20 protein-coding genes are annotated in these 17,843 nt (G+C 60.6%); 10 read left to right on the top strand and 10 right to left on the bottom strand.

The features are described 5' to 3' along the window. Positions 1-430 precede the first annotated feature (430 nt). From kynU to PUT78_RS03530, 7 genes are all read left to right on the top strand, one after another. Positions 431-1,624, top strand: a complete 1,194-nt coding sequence (kynU, locus tag PUT78_RS03560) for a kynureninase (protein WP_274350732.1) — start codon at positions 431-433, stop codon at positions 1,622-1,624. A gap of 95 nt (positions 1,625-1,719) precedes the next feature. Next, positions 1,720-3,066: an oligosaccharide flippase family protein gene (locus PUT78_RS03555; RefSeq protein ID WP_274350731.1), complete on the top strand. Its 1,347-nt coding sequence runs from the start codon at positions 1,720-1,722 to the stop codon at positions 3,064-3,066. Positions 3,067-3,169: 103 nt separating this feature from the next. Continuing rightward, complete coding sequence (locus PUT78_RS03550; protein WP_274350730.1) at positions 3,170-3,892, top strand: lysozyme family protein; 723 nt, start codon at positions 3,170-3,172, stop codon at positions 3,890-3,892. Continuing rightward, entirely contained in the window at positions 3,889-5,976 is a 2,088-nt protein-coding gene (gene flhA, locus PUT78_RS03545) for a flagellar biosynthesis protein FlhA (protein ID WP_274350729.1), read from the top strand. Before PUT78_RS03550 ends, flhA begins: the two co-directional genes overlap by 4 nt. Continuing rightward, on the top strand, positions 5,973-6,764 hold the full coding sequence (locus PUT78_RS03540) for a flagellar biosynthetic protein FliR (protein ID WP_274350728.1): 792 nt from the start codon (positions 5,973-5,975) through the stop codon (positions 6,762-6,764). Before flhA ends, PUT78_RS03540 begins: the two co-directional genes overlap by 4 nt. After that, a complete protein-coding gene (locus PUT78_RS03535; protein WP_274350727.1) occupies positions 6,761-7,849 on the top strand; it encodes an EscU/YscU/HrcU family type III secretion system export apparatus switch protein in 1,089 nt (362 codons plus the stop codon). The genes PUT78_RS03540 and PUT78_RS03535 overlap by 4 nt, the downstream gene beginning before the upstream one ends. Then, entirely contained in the window at positions 7,846-8,175 is a 330-nt protein-coding gene (locus PUT78_RS03530) for a hypothetical protein (protein ID WP_274350726.1), read from the top strand. The genes PUT78_RS03535 and PUT78_RS03530 overlap by 4 nt, the downstream gene beginning before the upstream one ends. 104 nt (positions 8,176-8,279) lie before the next feature. On the opposite strand, the gene PUT78_RS03525 is transcribed toward PUT78_RS03530, so the two are convergent. From PUT78_RS03525 to PUT78_RS03480, 10 genes are all read right to left on the bottom strand, one after another. Beyond that, positions 8,280-9,560: an aminopeptidase gene (locus PUT78_RS03525; RefSeq protein ID WP_274350725.1), complete on the bottom strand. Its 1,281-nt coding sequence runs from the start codon at positions 9,558-9,560 to the stop codon at positions 8,280-8,282. Between the two features lie 78 nt (positions 9,561-9,638). Continuing rightward, positions 9,639-10,103, bottom strand: a complete 465-nt coding sequence (locus PUT78_RS03520; protein WP_274350724.1) for a flagellar basal body-associated protein FliL — start codon at positions 10,101-10,103, stop codon at positions 9,639-9,641. A gap of 23 nt (positions 10,104-10,126) precedes the next feature. Then, the gene (flgH, locus tag PUT78_RS03515) at positions 10,127-10,870 is read right to left on the bottom strand and encodes a flagellar basal body L-ring protein FlgH (RefSeq protein ID WP_274350722.1); all 744 of its coding nucleotides are present in this window, start codon (positions 10,868-10,870) and stop codon (positions 10,127-10,129) included. 25 nt (positions 10,871-10,895) lie between these two features. Beyond that, a complete protein-coding gene (gene flgA, locus PUT78_RS03510; RefSeq protein WP_274350721.1) occupies positions 10,896-11,333 on the bottom strand; it encodes a flagellar basal body P-ring formation chaperone FlgA in 438 nt (145 codons plus the stop codon). Further along, the gene (gene flgG / locus PUT78_RS03505) at positions 11,333-12,118 is read right to left on the bottom strand and encodes a flagellar basal-body rod protein FlgG (RefSeq protein WP_274350720.1); all 786 of its coding nucleotides are present in this window, start codon (positions 12,116-12,118) and stop codon (positions 11,333-11,335) included. Before flgG ends, flgA begins: the two co-directional genes overlap by 1 nt. A 19-nt stretch (positions 12,119-12,137) precedes the next feature. After that, on the bottom strand, positions 12,138-12,854 hold the full coding sequence (locus tag PUT78_RS03500) for a flagellar hook-basal body complex protein (protein WP_274350719.1): 717 nt from the start codon (positions 12,852-12,854) through the stop codon (positions 12,138-12,140). Then, a complete protein-coding gene (locus PUT78_RS03495) occupies positions 12,854-13,123 on the bottom strand; it encodes a flagellar biosynthetic protein FliQ (RefSeq protein ID WP_274350718.1) in 270 nt (89 codons plus the stop codon). The genes PUT78_RS03500 and PUT78_RS03495 overlap by 1 nt, the downstream gene beginning before the upstream one ends. A gap of 3 nt (positions 13,124-13,126) precedes the next feature. Then, positions 13,127-13,426, bottom strand: a complete 300-nt coding sequence (gene fliE / locus PUT78_RS03490) for a flagellar hook-basal body complex protein FliE (RefSeq protein WP_274350717.1) — start codon at positions 13,424-13,426, stop codon at positions 13,127-13,129. A 14-nt stretch (positions 13,427-13,440) separates the two neighbouring features. Next, complete coding sequence (flgC, locus tag PUT78_RS03485; RefSeq protein ID WP_274350716.1) at positions 13,441-13,833, bottom strand: flagellar basal body rod protein FlgC; 393 nt, start codon at positions 13,831-13,833, stop codon at positions 13,441-13,443. A gap of 11 nt (positions 13,834-13,844) precedes the next feature. Further along, a complete protein-coding gene (locus tag PUT78_RS03480) occupies positions 13,845-14,225 on the bottom strand; it encodes a FlgB family protein (protein ID WP_274350715.1) in 381 nt (126 codons plus the stop codon). A 104-nt stretch (positions 14,226-14,329) separates the two neighbouring features. On the opposite strand from PUT78_RS03480, the gene PUT78_RS03475 reads away from it, so the two are divergent. The 3 genes from PUT78_RS03475 (at position 14,330) to PUT78_RS03465 (ending at position 17,764) form a co-directional block, all read left to right on the top strand. After that, positions 14,330-15,679, top strand: coding sequence for a FliI/YscN family ATPase (locus PUT78_RS03475; protein ID WP_274350714.1), 1,350 nt, complete (start codon positions 14,330-14,332; stop codon positions 15,677-15,679). Positions 15,680-15,744: 65 nt separating this feature from the next. Beyond that, positions 15,745-17,460: a methionine--tRNA ligase gene (gene metG, locus PUT78_RS03470; RefSeq protein WP_274350713.1), complete on the top strand. Its 1,716-nt coding sequence runs from the start codon at positions 15,745-15,747 to the stop codon at positions 17,458-17,460. 49 nt (positions 17,461-17,509) lie between these two features. Then, entirely contained in the window at positions 17,510-17,764 is a 255-nt protein-coding gene (locus PUT78_RS03465) for a hypothetical protein (RefSeq protein WP_274350712.1), read from the top strand. Positions 17,765-17,843 lie beyond the last annotated feature (79 nt).

The following is a 17,843-nucleotide window of genomic DNA, read 5'->3' as shown; positions in this document are numbered from 1 at the left end:
CCCTTTCTTTCAGGTTAACCGAATTCAGTGACCGCAAAATGCGTTCTTTTCGACATCGCGTCTGCATACCCTGCGCAAGATTGTTTCACAAGCGCGCAATATTATGTGCTCACGGCATACAAATGCATACCAAAAAGCCACCGTCACGACGATCAAGCTCGCATAACAGTTCTTCTAGAATATCAGTTACTTGTGTCATCGCGCGCAGGCAAGGCTGAATGTTGCAATCTGATGCCGCCGTCACGGCAGGACGCGAGTTTCTTCGGTTCCGACGCAGAATCACACCGTAAATGCGGTTTATGAGTCACCGGGCACGCAATTTGGCCGCCAGTGCTGCGTGAATCACCCGCACCTTGCCTGCCGCAGATTCAAAACCAACTTGACCTTGCACGGCACAAACGGCACCCATACCGATGAACCGGAGGGACATATGACCGACTTTACCGCCACCCGCGCCATGTTCGATCTGCCCGAAGGGGTGATCTATCTTGACGGAAATTCGCTTGGCCCCCTGCCCCGCGCTGTCCCTGCGCGTGTTGCGCGAACGATGACCGATGAATGGGGCAAGATGGTCATTACCGGCTGGAACCGTGCGGGGTGGATGGACCTGCCCGCGCGCGTGGGTGACCGTGTGGGTCGGCTGATCGGTGCGACCGCAGGCAGTGTCATCATGGGCGATACATTGTCGATCAAGGTGTATCAGGCGCTTGCCTCTGCGCTGGAGATGCGCCCGGACCGCCGCGTCATCCTGTCCGATACCGGAAATTTCCCGACCGATCTGTATATGGCCGATGGATTGTGCCGCACGCTTGGCCCCGGCTACCGGCTGAAAACCGTTGCCCCCGAAGCGGTGGAAGATGTGATTGACGACAGCATCGCAGTGGTAATGGTGACCGAAGTGGATTACCGCACCGGCCGCAAGCATGACATGGCCCGCCTGATTGCCCGTGCGCATGAACACGGTGCCCTGGTGGTCTGGGATCTGGCCCATTCGGCAGGGGCCATTCCGGTGGATGTGACAACAGCTGACACCGATTTTGCCGTGGGATGCAGTTACAAGTACCTGAATTCCGGCCCCGGCGGTCCGGCCTTCATTTATGTCGCGCCGCGTCTGGCCGACAAGGTGCGGCCCGCGCTTTCGGGCTGGCTGGGGCATGAAGCGCCCTTTGCCTTCGATCTGGACTATCGCCCCGGCCCCGGCATTGAACGCATGCGGGTGGGCACGCCCCCCATTCTGCAACTTGCGGCCCTTGATGCCGCGCTGGATGTATGGGACGGGGTTGATATGCACGACCTGCGCCGCCGGTCACTGGAATTGCAGCAGATTTTCATCGACCGCGTGACGGCAGGGTGTTCTGAACTGACGCTTGCCTCGCCTGTTAATGGTGCCGCGCGCGGCTCTCAGGTCAGTTTCCGGCATCAGGAGGGGTATGCCATCATTCAGGCCCTCATTGCCGAAGGCGTCATCGGGGATTTCCGCGCCCCCGATATTCTGCGCTTCGGGTTCACACCGCTTTATCTGACACCGGATGATGTTGCCAAAGCCGCCGACTCCCTGTGCGCAATTATGCAGAACCGGCGCTGGGACCGGGCCGAGTTCAAAACCCGTTCGAAAGTGACCTGACCGCCGGATCAGGGGGCGTTTCCCATTGTTCCGCCGCATTTTGCAGCTAGGGTACATGCGCCGCAACCAGTATAGACAAGACAGCATTATCGCAGATGGACAGCAGATTGCAGGCCCACCCGACCCTCGTTTCCAGATTGCTGCGCGGTGCGGCCCTGACAGGCGGCAGTTTCGTACTGGCGCAGGCCATGCGCTTCGGGTCGAACCTGATCGTTGCGCGCCTGCTGTTCCCCGATGCTTTCGGGCTGATGGCGCTGGTCACCATGATCCTGTTCGGCCTGACAATGCTGTCAGATGCAGGCGTGCAACAATCCATCATGCAGAACGCCCGTGGCGATGATCAGGATTTTCTGAATACTGCGTTCACACTGAATGCGGCGCGTGGCGTGGTTTTGTGGGGGCTGGCCTGCGCATTGGCCTGGCCTGCCGCCATGTTATATGATGCGCCCGAACTTGCGCTGGTTCTGCCGGTCTGTGCCGTTTCGCTGCTGCTGTCCGGGCTTGCACCGACAAAGGTGTTCACATCAGAACGCCATATCAGGCTGGGCCGTGTCATGATGACGCAACTTGCATCACAGGCCGCTGGCATTCTGGTCATGATTGTCCTTGCATGGGCGACAGGCAGCTACTGGGCCATGGTCTGGGGCATGGTCGCAACCGCAGTTGCCAGACTGGCGTTGGAATGGGCAATCATTCCGGGCCAGACCAACCGCCTGCGCTGGGAACGGGACGCGGCGCGCGATCTGTTGCGCTTTGGCGGCTGGATCATGATGTCATCGGGTTTCGGGTTCCTGCTGGCGCAAGGGGATCGCGCCATTCTTGGTTATTTCTTCTCTCTGACGGAACTGGGGCTTTATAACATCGCGTGGTTTCTGGCCGCTTTTCCAGTGCTGCTGATGCAGGCCATGAACGAAAGGATGCTGATTCCGGCCTATCGGGAATCTTTCGACACCCAGGGCAGCCAGAACACCGAAAAGCTACAGCGCATGCGCTATATGCTTACCGCGACAGTCATGGCGATGCTGGCAGTGATGGCGCTGGCTGGGCCGTTTCTGATCGGTCTGCTCTATGATGACCGCTATCTGATGGCCGGCCCCATGATTGTGCTGATAAGCTGCGCGCAACTGCCCCCCCTGATCAGCGCGACGTACCAGCACGCGGCGCTTGCGCGCGGCGAAGCGCGGCTGTTTTTCCGGCTGACCGCATTCCGGGCAATCATACAAAGCGCGTTGTTTCTGGCAGGTTTTCTGCTGATGGACCTGCCTGGCGCACTGGCGGGACAGGCATTGGCTGCCGTGCTGGTCTATCCGGCAGTCGTGCGGCTGGCCGCGCATACCGGGGTCTGGGACAAACGCCATGATCTGGTGTTTTCCATTGCGGCGCTGTGCATCATCGCGCTGGCATTATTTGTAAACGGCGATCTGCTGATTGCATTGCTGTAACCGGGCCATGGGCACGGAGTACCGCCCGGTTACGGATTATAAACGATCATAGCGCATAGTTGCACGGAAGATCAGCAAGAAGCGGTCGATTCGGAGCAGCGAAATGCGCAAAACCAACATCGCGGTGGCGGCCATGCTATTGCTTGTCCATGGCATAACCAGTGGCATTCTGGTATCCGCCGCGCAGGCACGCAACGCCGCCCTGACGGACCCTGCGCAGCTTTGCCTTGCTGCCGCACGGCAGGCCGCCCAGTACCATGATGTCCCCTTTGACGTGATGCACAAGATCGCGCTGGTGGAAACCGGACGCCAGACCGCGACGGGCATGGCACCTTGGCCTTGGGCCGTGCATGCAAACGGGCAAGGGCACTGGCCCGCAACCCGCGACGGCGCGCTGGCCATTATCCGCAACGCACTGGATGGCGGGCATAGCAATATCGACATCGGGTGTTTCCAGATCAACTATCACTGGCATGCCCGCCATTTCCCGTCACTGGACATAATGCTGGACCCGGCACGCAATGCCGACTACGCGGCGCAACTGCTGCATGGTCATTTCCAGCGGCTGGGGACATGGGCAGATGCGGTCGGCGCATATCATTCGGCCACGCCGGAACTGGCGCAGCGCTATGTCGCCCGTTTCAATGCATTGGCGGCGCCTGCCGGCCCTGCCCCGTCCCCTGCCGCGTCCCCTGCCGCGCCCTACGGGCAATCGACATATGCATTGCTGCAACCCGGTGACGGGGGGGTGATGGGGTCGCTTGTCTCGCTGTCGCTGCTGCAGGCTGCGCAACCGATTGTGGAAACGGGAACCCGCCAGCGATGAAAAACCTTGATCCCAAAGCCCTGTTCAGCCCGACAGTGCTGCTGGCACTTGCGCTGATGGCAATCATTGTCATGATGATTCTGCCCGTGCCTGCGTGGATGCTGGATCTTGGGCTGGCCACATCCTTCGCGCTGGCCATCCTGATGTTCACGGTCACGCTGTTCATCCAGCGCCCGCTGGATTTCTCTATCTTTCCGACGGTTCTGCTGGCCTCGCTCATGCTGCGGCTGTCGCTGAACGTGTCCTCCACCAAGCTGATCATCGGCGAAGGGCATACCGGCACCGGTGCCGCAGGTGGGGTCATTCAGGGCTTCGCCAGTTTCGTCATGAGCGGGTCTGTCTTTCTTGGTGTTGTGATCTTTCTTGTGCTGCTGATCGTCAATTTTATCGTCATCACCAAGGGCGCGGGGCGCATGGCCGAAGTTGGCGCGCGTTTCGCGCTGGACGGGATGCCCGGCAAACAACTGGCCATCGACAGTGACATGTCCGCCGGGGCAATCGATCATCAGGAAGCCAAGCGGCGGCGCGAAACCGAACAAGCCGAAACGAATTTCTACGGGTCGCTGGATGGGGCGTCGAAATTCGTCAAGGGCGATGCCATCGCGGGCCTGCTGATCACGCTTCTGAACATCGTCATGGGGCTGATCAACGGCACCATGATGCATGGCATGACCCTTGGTGCCGCGTTTGAAACCTATGCCATCCTCACAGTGGGGGACGGGCTGGTTTCGCAAATTCCTGCCGTTATCATTTCGATTGCCGCAGCATTGCTTCTGGCGCGCGGGGGGGCCAATGGTGCCACCGACCGCGCGCTGTTTGAGCAACTGGGGCGCTACCCGTCCGCATTGACGACAGTGGGCCTGCTGATGGCGCTGTTTGCCTTCGTTCCCGGCCTGCCATTCGTTCCCTTCGTGATCGGGGCTGCCGTGCTGTTGGGTCTGGCCTGGCTGGCGCTGAACATGCAGGCGCGTGCGCGCGCCGACGCGGCACAACCCACCGCCCTATCGGACCCGACCCCCGAACGCATGTTGGGGGATGATCTGGATCTGGACGAAATTCATGTGCAGTTCGCCCCGGATCTGGTGCCGATGGTGCTGGACCCGTCCATCGGCCTGGATGCGCGCATTTCGTCCATCCGGTCGCATATTGCGCGCCATTTCGGCCTGATCCTGCCTGAAATCCGCCTGACCGATGACGCCGCCCTGCCCGCTGGCAGCTATGCCATTCTGATACATGGGGTCGAACAGGCCCGCGACCAGTTGCGCCCCGGCAAGGTGCTGGCGCTGGTGCAGGAAGGGACCGGGTTCGACATGCAGGGCGAAGATGTGCGCGAACCGGTCTACAAGGCCCCCGCGCGCTGGATTGACGCCAGCCAGCAGGAAGAAGCCGCGATCGGGGGGACCACGGTTGTCAACCCGACCGAAGTGCTGGCCACCCATCTACTGGAAGTGCTGAAGTCCAATTTCGGACGCTTGCTGAATTTCAAAAGCCTGAACCGCATTCTGGATGAACTGACCCGCCTGTCGGATGCATCGCGCGCGGATGCCAACAAAAGGCTGCTGAACGAACTGATCCCCGACAAGGTGCCGGTGGAACTGCTGCTGGCGGTGTTGCGGCTGTTGCTGGAAGAACGTGTCTCCATCCGCAACCTGCCGCTTATTCTGGAAGCGGTTGCAGAAATACGCGGCGTGGCGCATGGGCCGGAAGCGGTCTGCGAACATGTCCGCCAGCGTCTGGGATTCCAGCTTGTCGCACCGCTGAAACGCAGCGATGGCACCTTGCCGCTGATCCAGCTTGCCCCCGATTGGGAAGACATATTCACCACCTATCAATTGACCGGCGATCTGGGCGCGGCGGATGTGGCGCTGCCCCCCGAAGATTTTACGCGCCTGACAGACCGTGTGGCTGAAAAACTGGGCCTGTTGGCGCAAAACGGCGAAAGCCCTGCGCTGGTCACATCCGCGCATCGCCGCCGCTTCCTGCGCACTGTGCTGACCGCAAAAGGCATGGTGACACCCGTCCTGTCCTATGAGGAAATCGGCCTGGAGGCGCGACCCGCGCTGCTGGGAACAATCACCGCATGACGCCCGAATTATTCGACACACTTGCCGCCCATCTGGACAGCCTGACGCCACAATTGGTCATTGGGTTCGGGGTGTTTCTGCGGGTAGGCGCGATGATGGCGCTGATGCCCGCCTTCGGTGAAACCGTTGTTCCCGTCCGGGTACGGCTGGCACTGGCCATCGCGTTCACGCTGATCATCACCCCCGCTGTCGGCACCGATCTGGCGCAATTGCGCGGCGGCCCCGGCCCGCTGGTCACTGTTATTGCCGCCGAAGGGCTGGCGGGGCTGGTGCTTGGTGTCGGGCTGCGGCTGTTCGTCATCGCCTTGCAGACCGCAGGCACGATTGCCGCGCAGGCCACATCCCTGTCGCAATTCTTCGGTGGCGCGGGCGTGGACCCGCAGCCTGCCATGTCCCGGATCCTTGTCATGGCCGGGCTGGCGCTTGCCGTCATCAACGGGCTGCATGTCCGTCTGGCGGAATTTCTGATCCTGTCCTACAGCTTCTTTCCAGCGGGCGGGTTTCCCGACGCCGGAAATCTGGGCGAATGGGGCACCGCGCAGATATCAAGGGCCTTCATGCTGGCCTTCACGCTGGCCATGCCCTTTGTCATGATGTCGGTGCTGTATTATGTCGCTCTTGGGGCCATCAACAAGGCAATGCCGCAATTGATGGTCGCCTTTGTCGGCGCGCCCGCCATTACCTTCGCCGGGTTGGCCCTGCTGTTTCTGACCGCGCCGCTGTTGCTGCCTATATGGCAGGACGCTTTTCACGGCTTCATCGCGAACCCCACAGGCCCGCCCCGATGAGCGAGGAAGACCAGAGCGGCGAAAAGGAATTCGAGGCAACCGAGCAGAAGCTGGCCGAACAACGCCGCAAGGGCGAAGTGCCCAGGTCCACCGACCTGAATACTGCGGCCGCGTTTTTCGGGCTGCTGCTGGCCGCGCTGGCGGCAGGGCCGTTCAGCCTGACACAGATCGGCGAAACAGGTACTGTCCTGCTGGACCAGTCGGACCGCATTTCAACGCTGCTGGTACAGCATGCGCGCGCGCTTCTGGGCGGGCTTATGGGGAATGTGATCCTGGCCGCGCTGCCGCTTGTCGCCATCCCGATGCTGATTGTCTGGGCCATGCTTTTTGCCCAGCGCGTCGTGATCTTCGCCCCCGAAAAGCTGAAACCCAAGGCGTCGCGCGTGTCGGTCATTGCCAATGCGAAAAACAAATTCGGGCGCAGCGGGTTGTTCGAATTCGCCAAAAGCACGGTGAAACTCGCCACGATTTCGGCTGTGCTGTGGTTTTTTCTGCTGCATAATCTGCCGCTTATCATCGGCAGCCTGTATCTGACCCCGGCGCTGGCAACAACGGAATTGCTGGGGCTTGTTGTCCGCTTTCTTGCGCTTGTTTTCGTGGTCAAGCTGGTGATCGGCGGCATTGATTTCTTCTGGCAGCGCGCAGAACATCTGCGCCGCAACCGCATGTCCCACAAGGACATGCATGACGAGATGAAGCAATCCGAAGGTGACCCGCATGCCAAGGGTGAACGCCGCAGGCGCGGGCGCGAAATCGCGGGCAACCGCATGCTGGATGCGGTGCCGGATGCAAGCGTTGTCATCGTCAATCCCACCCATTATGCGGTTGCGCTGAAATGGTCGGCGCAATCCAGCGGCGCACCGGTTTGTGTGGCAAAGGGGGTTGACGAAATCGCCCTGCGGATCCGCGAACGCGCCAAGGAAACAGGCGTACCCATTCATTCCGATCCCGTTACCGCGCGTGCGCTATATGCCAGCGTCGATATAGACGCAGAAGTGCAGTCCGAGCATTATCGGGCCGTCGCAGCGGCCATCCGTTTTGCCAATACCGTGCGCGCCAAGGCCCGCAAGGGGCGGTGGTCATGACGCAGAATGACCGGGTGAAGCGATTGCAGGCCATGGCGCAACTGATCCGCGACAGGGATCTGGCACACCTGCAAAAGCTGGCAAATGCGCGCAATGAAACCCGCGCACGCGCGGAAAAGCTGTCACGCCCCGTTCCGCTGACCGATGACCCGGCGCTGTTCGCTGCCCGCCAGTTACATGCGAAATGGGCACTTGACCAACGGCTGCGCCTGAACCGCACATTGGCCCGGCAGACCGCGCATATGCTGGAGCAACGCGCGAAAGCTGCGCGCAGCCTCGGCCGTGCCGAAGCGCTGTCGCAGCTCTGCGCGCGCAAGGCAGACTGATGCGCCCGCGCGTTTATCTGCATTCACGCGGGCACGCCCTGACGGTTTGATAACGCATGCCCTGGAAACGGGAAACCGGCTCCCGTTTCGTCTTGCGACATGCGCTAGAAATCGACCCATTCGCCCGCACGCATCAGGGCAACCGTATCCCCGCCTGCATGCAGACCGTCCACGTCCATCTGCGCGGACCCGATCATCCAGTCCACATGGATCAGGCTTTCATTGCCGCCACGCGCGGCGATATCTTCCTTCGACAGCCCGTCGCCCCCTTCCAGACAGGACGCGTAGCATTGCCCCATCGCAATATGCGACGCTGCATTTTCGTCAAACAGGGTGTTGAAATACAGATGCCCGCTTCGCGATACGGGCGAGCTGTGCGGCACAAGCGCAACTTCACCAAGTCGCGCGGCCCCGTCATCCGTAGACAACATGTCCTGCAGGACCTCATCGCCGCGGGCGGCGCGCGCCTCCACAACGCGGCCATTTTCGAAGCGCATGGTAATGTCCTCAATCAGGCTTCCATGATGCGACAATGGTTTGGTCGCGCGCGCAACTCCATCCACGCGCGCGGCATGGGGGGTGGTGAATACCTCCTCCGTGGGGATATTCGGGTTGCACCGCACCCCGTTGCGCGCGACCGAAGCGCCGCCTTGCCAGAAATGCCCGTCCGCCAGACCGACCCGCAGGTCAGTGCCCGGCCCGCGAAAATGCAGGCTGTCGAAACGTGCATCATTCAGCCGGGCACAACGCTGCGCCAGATGCGCATTATGCGCCGCCCAGGCCGCAACCGGGTCGGGCTGGTCCAACCGCGCGGTCATGCGTATGGCCTGCGCAAGCAGATCAAACGCCGCTTGCGGCGCAAGGTCGGGAAACATGCGCTGCGCCCAATCCGGTGTCGGGCAGGCAATGATCGACCAGTTGATATGAAACCCCGCAATCGGTGCCAGCGCGGGCCGGTAGGCCGCTGCATTCGCGCGGTTCGCGCGCCCCACTTTCGACGCATCCTCATGTGACAGCAAAAACGGATCCTCGCCCACCAGCGCCAGGCGCGCCGCACCGTTTTCATAGGCTTTGGCCATCGCGTCATAAAGCCAGTCAGGTGCCCGGTCAAAACTGGCATCCTGCGCATGGTGAAACCGCGCCAGCGTCATGTCGCGGTCGCTGACGATCGGCGTGACGAGCCCCGCCCCCGCCCGATAGGCTTCTGCCGTGATTGCGCGTGCCAGCGGCAAGGCTGATGCCGGGGTCGTCATCACCAGATCCTGCCCCTGCTGAAGGTTCAGCCCCACATGCACCGCCAGTTTCGCCAATCCCGTCAACAAATCCGGATCAAGCGCCGGTCCGCCATCATGCGCCGGGAAGATTTCTGCAGAATTCTGGGTCATGTCCTTGGGCCTTCAGGTTGCAAACACTGGCCCGAAGCTGGTCCAGCAACCGCATAAGGTCAAGGGCAGAACACGGGATCAGGTGCCGCTGCGCAATATATCCGTGATCAGCACGCCCGCAACAGCATCGCGCCCCAGCAGGTTCTGCCCGGTCTCCAGCAAGGCCTGCCGTAGCAGGTTCATGTTGTTGTTCGAGGTGAACATGCCATCAAACCCGCCGCTGTTGGCATGGTCGAACATGGCCTGTAGAAAGCGGTCACGCAATCGCGGCTCATTGCGGATCACGGCGTCCATATGCGCCCCGTCCACTTCCAATGTCAGCGAAATGACGATGACCCAGACAATCCTGTCCCCTTCCAGCAAGGGAACCATGAACTGGTTGGACATGTCGTGCAGCACTGTATTTTCGCGGCGCGACTCCGGCAAGGGCACAGCCTGCTGTGCGGTTGCCGATGGTTCCGGCACCGGGCGCAACCAAAGCCCCGCGCCGACACCACCGGCCAGCCCGAATACGATAAGCAGAATTGGTATCAGCTTTGCCATAATGCCCCCTTGCACCTGAACATTCAGAACGGTGCCAGAATATCGATGATCTGTTGGCCATAGCGCGGTTGCTGCATGGTCGAGATCACGCCGCGCCCGCCATAGGAAATGCGCGCACCGGCAATCTTGTCATAGGTGATTTCATTCTGACGCGAGATGTCGGTCGGGCGCACATAGCCCGTGACCAGCAATTCGCGCAATTCGTGATTGACGCGCACTTCCTGACGCCCCTCGATGCGCATCACGCCATTGGGCAGGACTTCCACAACCGTGGAGGCCACCCGCAAAGTCAGCTTCTCATTGCGCCGGACCGAACCATTGCCCGAAAAACTACTGCCGCTATTGGTTTCAATTCCGGCGCCAATGCTGAACCCGCCTTCATTCTTGCTGTCGATCGCTTGTGGTAGGCCAAAGAACTGCGGAATACCCATACTGCTCGACCCGGTGCGCCCGCGCGATGTGTTGTTGGAAATTTCGGCACTGTCGTTTATTTCTATCACGACAGTCATGATGTCCCCTTGCCCCCCGGCCCTGCGATCCCCCAGCAACGACCGCTGACCCACCGACCAAAGCGATGAAGGCGCGGTAGGGGAGCGGGGGTCAGCGCTTTCAGGCAATGGCACGCGATAAAGGGCCGCATGCTCGATGCTGTGATCGGGGGAACTGAAGGCGGGGGCACGCCCCACTTCGTTCAGTGGTTGGCAGGCCATCAGCGTGATCGCGCAAAGCATGATAGCGGCATGGTGCCCGGAAGATGTCTTGTTCATGATAACCCTCATGGTCATTATGTTCCTATCGCAGCGGTCGGCGCTGCGCGCTGACTTCGACAAAACCGGCATGCATGATCGTTCCCTGAACGGATTGACGTGATGCCAGGTTCATGACGCTGACCTGATCCCCGATGGCACCCCGAGCCAGCGCTCGCCCTTCTGTCAGGATGGTCAGCGCCCCGCTGCGATACAGAATCTGGACAACATCATTGCGTTCCACGACAGCAGCAGGCCCAAGTTCGGACAACCGCACCGGACGACCGGGATAGATGGCCACGCGGGTTTCCAGCCCGATAACCTGATCCACGGATGCCGCAGCACCGGGGATGGCAGTGTCATGGATGGCAATGTCGCCGGGGCCAATGATTTCCGTCGCGCGGATCAGCCGGGTGGCCACTAGGCTCTGGGCCGCCGCAATCTGCGGCAAAAGTGCCAGAAGCAGGATCAGAACATTCCGCATCAGCGTACCTGCGTCGTTGCGCCCATCATCTGGTCGACCGCAGTGATGACCTTGGAATTCAGCTCATACCCGCGCTGCGCCTTGATCAATTCGGTCATTTCGCGCACCGGGTCCACAGAGCTTTCTTCAAGATACCCTGCCCGCACGGTTCCCAGACCATCCGTGCCCGGTGCAGCCTCGAAACCGGGGCCGGAGGCTTCGGTTTCGAGAAACAGGTTCGACCCGATGGCTTCCAGCCCCTTTTCATTGGCAAACCCGGTCAGGGTCAGCTGCCCCAGAAGCTGGGGCTGCACCTGCCCCGCGAAATAGGCATAAACTTCGCCTTCGGCATTGATGGAAATCGCACGCGCATCGTTGGGAATGACGATACCCGGGGTCACTTCGAACCCTTCGGAATTGACGATAAGCCCGTCGCCTGTCCGTTTCAGGGCGCCATCGCGTGTATAGGCGGCCTGCCCGTCCGGCAGCGTCACGGAGAAAAAACCCTTCCCCTCGATCGCAAGATCAAGGTCGCCATTGGTCTGGGCCAGCGCGCCCTGCTGGATCTGCATGCTGACCGCCGCGGGCCGCACGCCATGGCCAAGCTGAATACCTGTTGGCAAGACCGTTCCGTCCGCGGCATTGATTGCCCCCGCACGGGCAAATTGCTGATAATGCAGATCCGCGAATTCCGCGCGGCGGGCATTATAGCCAGATGTGCTCATATTCGCGAGGTTGTTGGAAATCGTGTCAACGCGCATCTGCTGCGCGCTCATTCCGGTGGCGGCGATGTGAAGCGCTTTCATCAAATGTTCCTTTTCATGGTTATCGGCCCAGTGTCTGGATCACGGTCTTGATCCGGTCATCTTCGCGTTCCAGCAGGCGCTGGCCCTGTTCATAGGCACGCTGAACGGCAATCATCCGCGCCAATTCGGGCATCGGATCCACGTTGGACCCTTCCAGAAACCCCTGGCGAAGGCGTGCGTCCAGAACCGGCTCCAGCTCGCCATCGACTGCGAACAAGGTTCCGGCGGCGCGGGTCATTGTGACCGGGTCAGCCGGGCGCACCAGACCGACCTGCGCAAAAGGCTGGCCATCCGCAGAGAATGTGCCATCGCCGGACATGGCGACCGACCGGGCGTCCGGGGGCACGAAAATCGGTGCCCCGCCCGCGTCCAGCAGCAAATGCCCGTCCATATTGACAAGTTCACCAGCGGCATTGGGCGTGAACATACCTGCGCGTGTCAGCCGCAGCCCTTGCGGGGTTTCCAGCTGGAAGAACCCGTCCCCTTCGATAGCAAGATCGAAATTACCGTTCGTCTGTGTCAACTCGCCCTGCGTCTGAAAGGTCTGGCGTGTGTTGCCCAATGCCATGGACAATGACGTATCCTGCCCGCGCCCACCCACGACAAATTCAGAGAATATCGCGCCTTCGCGCCGGTATCCCGTCGTCGATGCATTGGCGATGTTATGGGCAATCACCTGCATTTCACGTTTCAGGCCCGAAAGGCGTGTCAGCGCGACATAGGCTGCGTTATCCATCACACACCCCCGGCGATAAGGGGCAGAATCTGGTCATGGAAAAAGGCGACCAGTGTCGCGGTCATGAAACTCATCGACACCCAGAACACGACAAGGATTGCCGCCAGTTTGGGAACAAATGTCAGCGTCATTTCCTGAATCGAGGTCAGTGCCTGAAACAGCCCCACTGTTATGCCCGCGACCAGCGCGGCGGTCAGGATGGGAATTGCAATCAGCGTCGCGACCCACAGGCCCTGGCGCAATGTGTCAAAGAAAACCGCTTCATTCATGGCTCAGACCGGCATGCGCAGAATTTCGAGATACGCCTCGACCACCTTGTTGCGCACAGCAACGGCGGTTTCGACGGCCAGTTCGGTGGCGGCCACCGCTTCAACCAGCGCGTGAGGGTTGGCACCGGTGATCATGGAACTGGCGGCAGCGGTATCGGCCTGACGCAGGGTTTCGGTGAAACTGGCCATCTGCGCGCCAAATGCGGCTTCGGCGCGCGCTGTCCCCCCGTCCTTCGGGCCGGGGGCGGCGGCGTTGCGCGCCAGATCGTAGCTTTGGACAGCAATGCTTGCTGGAATTTTCATGTCTCAGGTCCCTTTTAACGGCGCAGCAGATCAAGCAGGCCCTGCGACATCTGCCGCGCCTGATCGAACATGCGTAAATTGGCTTCGTAACTGCGCCCGGCTTCGCGCGCGTCGGCGATTTCGATCATCTGATCAACAGACGACCCATCATAATATCCCTGTTCATCCGCCAGGGCATGGCCCGGGTCATAGACACGCGGCAATTCCCCACGATCAAGAATAACGGGGCCGACAGCGACGCGCGCCAGTCCACTCGCCCGGTCAATTGTTGCGTGAAAATCAATGGTTTTGCGCCGGTAGCCGGGGGTATCGGCATTGGCAATATTTTCGGATACATGCCGCAGACGGCGCGATTGCGCGTCCATGCCGGACGCCGCGACAGTAAAAACCCCTAACAGATCAGCCATTTGATGCCCCCCTAATTGCCAAGCGCCGTGCGCAGGATGTTGCGCGCGGCGGAATAGACGGACAGCGCCATGTCATGGCTTTGCCGGGTTTCGGCGGCCCGCATTATCTGGTGTTCCAGCGATACGGTGTTGCCATTCGGGGAACGGGTTGTCGTGGTCGGGTCGGTCCGCGCGGCAGGCACCCCCGCAGCAGTGTCAAAACCGAAATGGCCCGCCCGCGTTGCACGCAAGGACAGGCCATCAGCATATGTCGCGCCGAAGCTGGGCAGATCGCGCGCCTGATATCCCGGCGTGTCGGCATGGGCGACATTTTCAGATATCACCACCTGCCGCGCGGCGGCGTGGCGCGCCATCTGCTGCGCCATGCGCATGACATCAGGTAATTCGAACATGAGGGCTTCTCCCGTCATTTGGATACACTCATCCTTAAGACTGATTCGCTTAAGGATAGGTAACCAACAGTCGCAAAAGCAGCAGAAGCCGCGAAAGGAACGGGATGAACCATCTGGATTTACTTCGCGCAGAGGTTGCGAAAATGCGTGTCGTGCGCGTGTCCGGTCGTATCATGTGGATCGACGGGCAGACGCTTGGCATAAGCGGGTTGATACGCGAAGCGCGAATCGGCGACTGGCTGGAGGTGGGGGCGCAGGACGGGACAACCGTTCATGCCGAAATTCTGCGCATGACAGAAGCCGAGGTGATTGCCCTGCCCGACGGGCCATGTGACGGGCTGGCCATTGGCGACAGGGCGGAACTGATCGGTTCGCGCGGGCTTGCCCCCGATGACAGCTGGATCGGGCGGGTAATCGATCCCTATGGCCAGTCGCTGGACGGCCGCCCGATATTGCCGGGACCGGTCGCACGCCCCTTGCGCCAGAACCCACCGGACCCGGCACGGCGCGGGCGGCTGGGGGCCAGGCTGAATACTGGCATGGCCGTGTTCAACACCCTTCTGCCGCTGGTCGAGGGGCAGCGTATCGGCCTGTTCGCGGGGTCCGGGGTGGGGAAATCCATGCTGCTGGGCAATTTCGCGCGCAACATGCAGGCAGATGTGGTGGTGATTGCACTGATCGGCGAGCGCGGGCGCGAATTACGCGATTTCATCGAAGATGTGCTTGGCCCCGAAGGAATGGCGCGGTCAGTTGTGGTCACAGCGACATCGGACCAGCCGCCGCTGACGCGCAGGCGTTGCGCCGCCGCCGCCATGTGCGTGGCGGAATATTTCCGCGATCAGGGCAAGCAGGTGCTGTATCTGGCCGACAGCATTACCCGCCTTGCCGAAGCACACCGCGAAGTGGCCCTGTCCGGCGGCGAAGACGGCAGCCTGCGCGGTTTCCCCCCGTCGACCGCGCATCAGATCATGGCACTGGCCGAACGCGCAGGCCCCGGTCTGGACGGGGTGGGCGCAATTACCGGCATTTTCACGGTTCTGGTCGCCGGGTCCGATATGGAAGAGCCCGTGGCCGATATTCTGCGCGGGGTGCTGGACGGGCATGTTGTCATGGACCGCGCCATTGCCGAACGCGGGCGGTTCCCGGCAATCGATGTGCTGCGATCGGTCAGCCGCGCCCTGCCCAAGGCTGCCACACCGGAAGAAAACGCCCGCATATCCGAAGCGCGCCGTATGCTGGGGGCCTATGACCGCGCGGAAATGATGATTCAGGCGGGGCTGTATGACGCCGGTTCCGACCCGCTGGTCGACCGCGCAATCAGGGTCTGGCCCGCGCTGGACGCTTTTGTCGCAGAACCGGCACCAGGGGGGATCAGGCAGGCCTTTGCACGATTGGCCGCATGTCTGGACCCACCGGCAAAGGCCCATGCCAGCACGACCGGGGCAAAAAAATAAAACTGGTTTCCTCTTGGCGCGGAATTGCACTAAACGGGGGCAAATACGCATATACGGGGACCATCATGGCGCGAATTCTGATCACCTCGGCCCTGCCATATATCAATGGCATCAAACATCTGGGCAATCTTGTCGGCAGTCAGCTTCCGGCCGACCTTTATGCGCGCTACAGCCGCGCACGCGGGCATGAGGTGATGTTTATCTGCGCGACCGATGAACATGGCACCCCCGCGGAACTGGCCGCCGCCAAGGCCGGGAAACCAGTGGCCGACTATTGCGCGGAAATGCATGATGTGCAGGCAGAACTGGCGCGCGGGTTCCGGCTGTCATTTGACCATTACGGGCGGTCCTCCAGCCAGCGCAACCATATGCTGACCCAACATCTGGCGGGCAAACTGGCAGATGCGGGACTTATTTCCGAAGTGTCGGAAAAACAGGTCTATTCCAACGCCGATGGCCGCTTTCTGCCGGACCGCTATATTGAAGGCACCTGCCCCAATTGCGGCTATGACCGCGCGCGCGGTGACCAATGTGAAAACTGCACCAAGCAACTTGCCCCAACTGACCTGATTAATCCGCGGTCCGCAATTTCGGGGTCCACCGATCTGGAAGTGCGCGAAACCAAGCATCTGTTCCTGCGCCAGTCCAATATGCGCGACCGGCTGGACCAATGGATCGACAGCCAGCGCAACTGGCCTATCCTGACAACATCCATCGCCAAGAAATGGCTGCATGACGGTGACGGGTTGCAGGACCGCGGCATTACCCGCGATCTGGACTGGGGAATTCCCGTCAGGAAGGGCACCGAAGACTGGCCTGGCATGGAAGGCAAGGTGTTCTATGTCTGGTTCGACGCCCCCATCGAGTATATTGCCGCCACCGCCGAATGGGCCGATGCGCAAGGATTTGATGACAGTGCATGGCAACGCTGGTGGCGTACGGACCTTGGCGCGGATGATGTTCGATATGTGCAATTCATGGGCAAGGACAATGTGCCCTTCCACACGCTGGGTTTCCCCGCCACGCTGATGGGATCCGGCGAGCCATGGAAACTGGTCGATTACATCAAGTCATTCAATTACCTGAATTATGATGGTGGACAATTTTCAACATCGCAGGGGCGCGGCGTTTTCATGGACCAAGCGCTGGCAATTCTGCCCGCTGATTACTGGCGCTGGTGGCTGTTGTCACATGCCCCCGAAAGTTCGGATTCTGAATTCACGTGGGAAAACTTTCAGGCCAGCGTGAACAAGGATCTGGCCGATGTTCTGGGCAATCTGGTCAGCCGTGTGACCAAGTTCTGCCGGTCAAAATTCGGCGAGGCGCTGCCCGAAGGCGGCAGCTATGGTGACCGCGAAGCCGCACTTATGGACGCCCTCAATACCCGCCTGCGCGCCTATGAAACGCATATGGAAGGGATGGAAATCCGCAAATCCGCCGCGGATTTGCGCGCGCTTTGGGTGCTGGGCAATGAATATCTGCAGGATGCGGCACCATGGTCGGTCTTCAAGTCCGACCCGGAACAGGCCGCTGCGCAAATCCGGCTGGCGCTGAACCTGATCCGGTTCTACGCCATCATCTCACGCCCGTTCATACCGGATGCGACCGCCAGCATGATGGCGGCCATGAATTGCGACGACTGGTCCTGGCCGGAGAGCGCGGCTGATGCGCTGACTCATCTGGATGCTGGCCATGCTTTCAGCGTTCCCGATGTCCTGTTTACCAAGATCACGGATGAAAACCGCGCCGATTGGGAAGCACAGTTTTCCGGCCAGCGCTAAGCGATGATTTGACCTTTTCATGTGCCAGCGCCTGCACTAGGCTTGGCACATGTTTACCATCGAACACGATTTCGACGCCACAATAGTCACGCTGGTCGATGAAGGCGCGCCGCGTCAAGAAGAATTGCGCGAAGACATCGTCATTACCGCGTTTGAAGATTGCATTACCCTGCGCCAGTTCAACCCGCAGCGGAATGATGATGTGGTCATCACCTTGTCGCTGGTGCAACTGCGCGATCTGGGGGCCGCGCTGAACCTGCCCGAAGGCAGTTACAGACTGACACCAAAGGGACAGACACCCTAGCGGTGATGCGCAATTTCCTGCACTATGCGTGTGTATGGTGCGGTTCTGCGCTGCGGCGTCAACATCGTTTGACAAAGCC

The sequence above is a fragment of the Roseinatronobacter alkalisoli genome, from assembly GCF_028745735.1.
Lineage (GTDB): Bacteria > Pseudomonadota > Alphaproteobacteria > Rhodobacterales > Rhodobacteraceae > Roseinatronobacter > Roseinatronobacter alkalisoli.
Note: the sequence above shows the minus strand (reverse complement) of the source record. Positions and strands in the feature narration are given on the sequence as shown.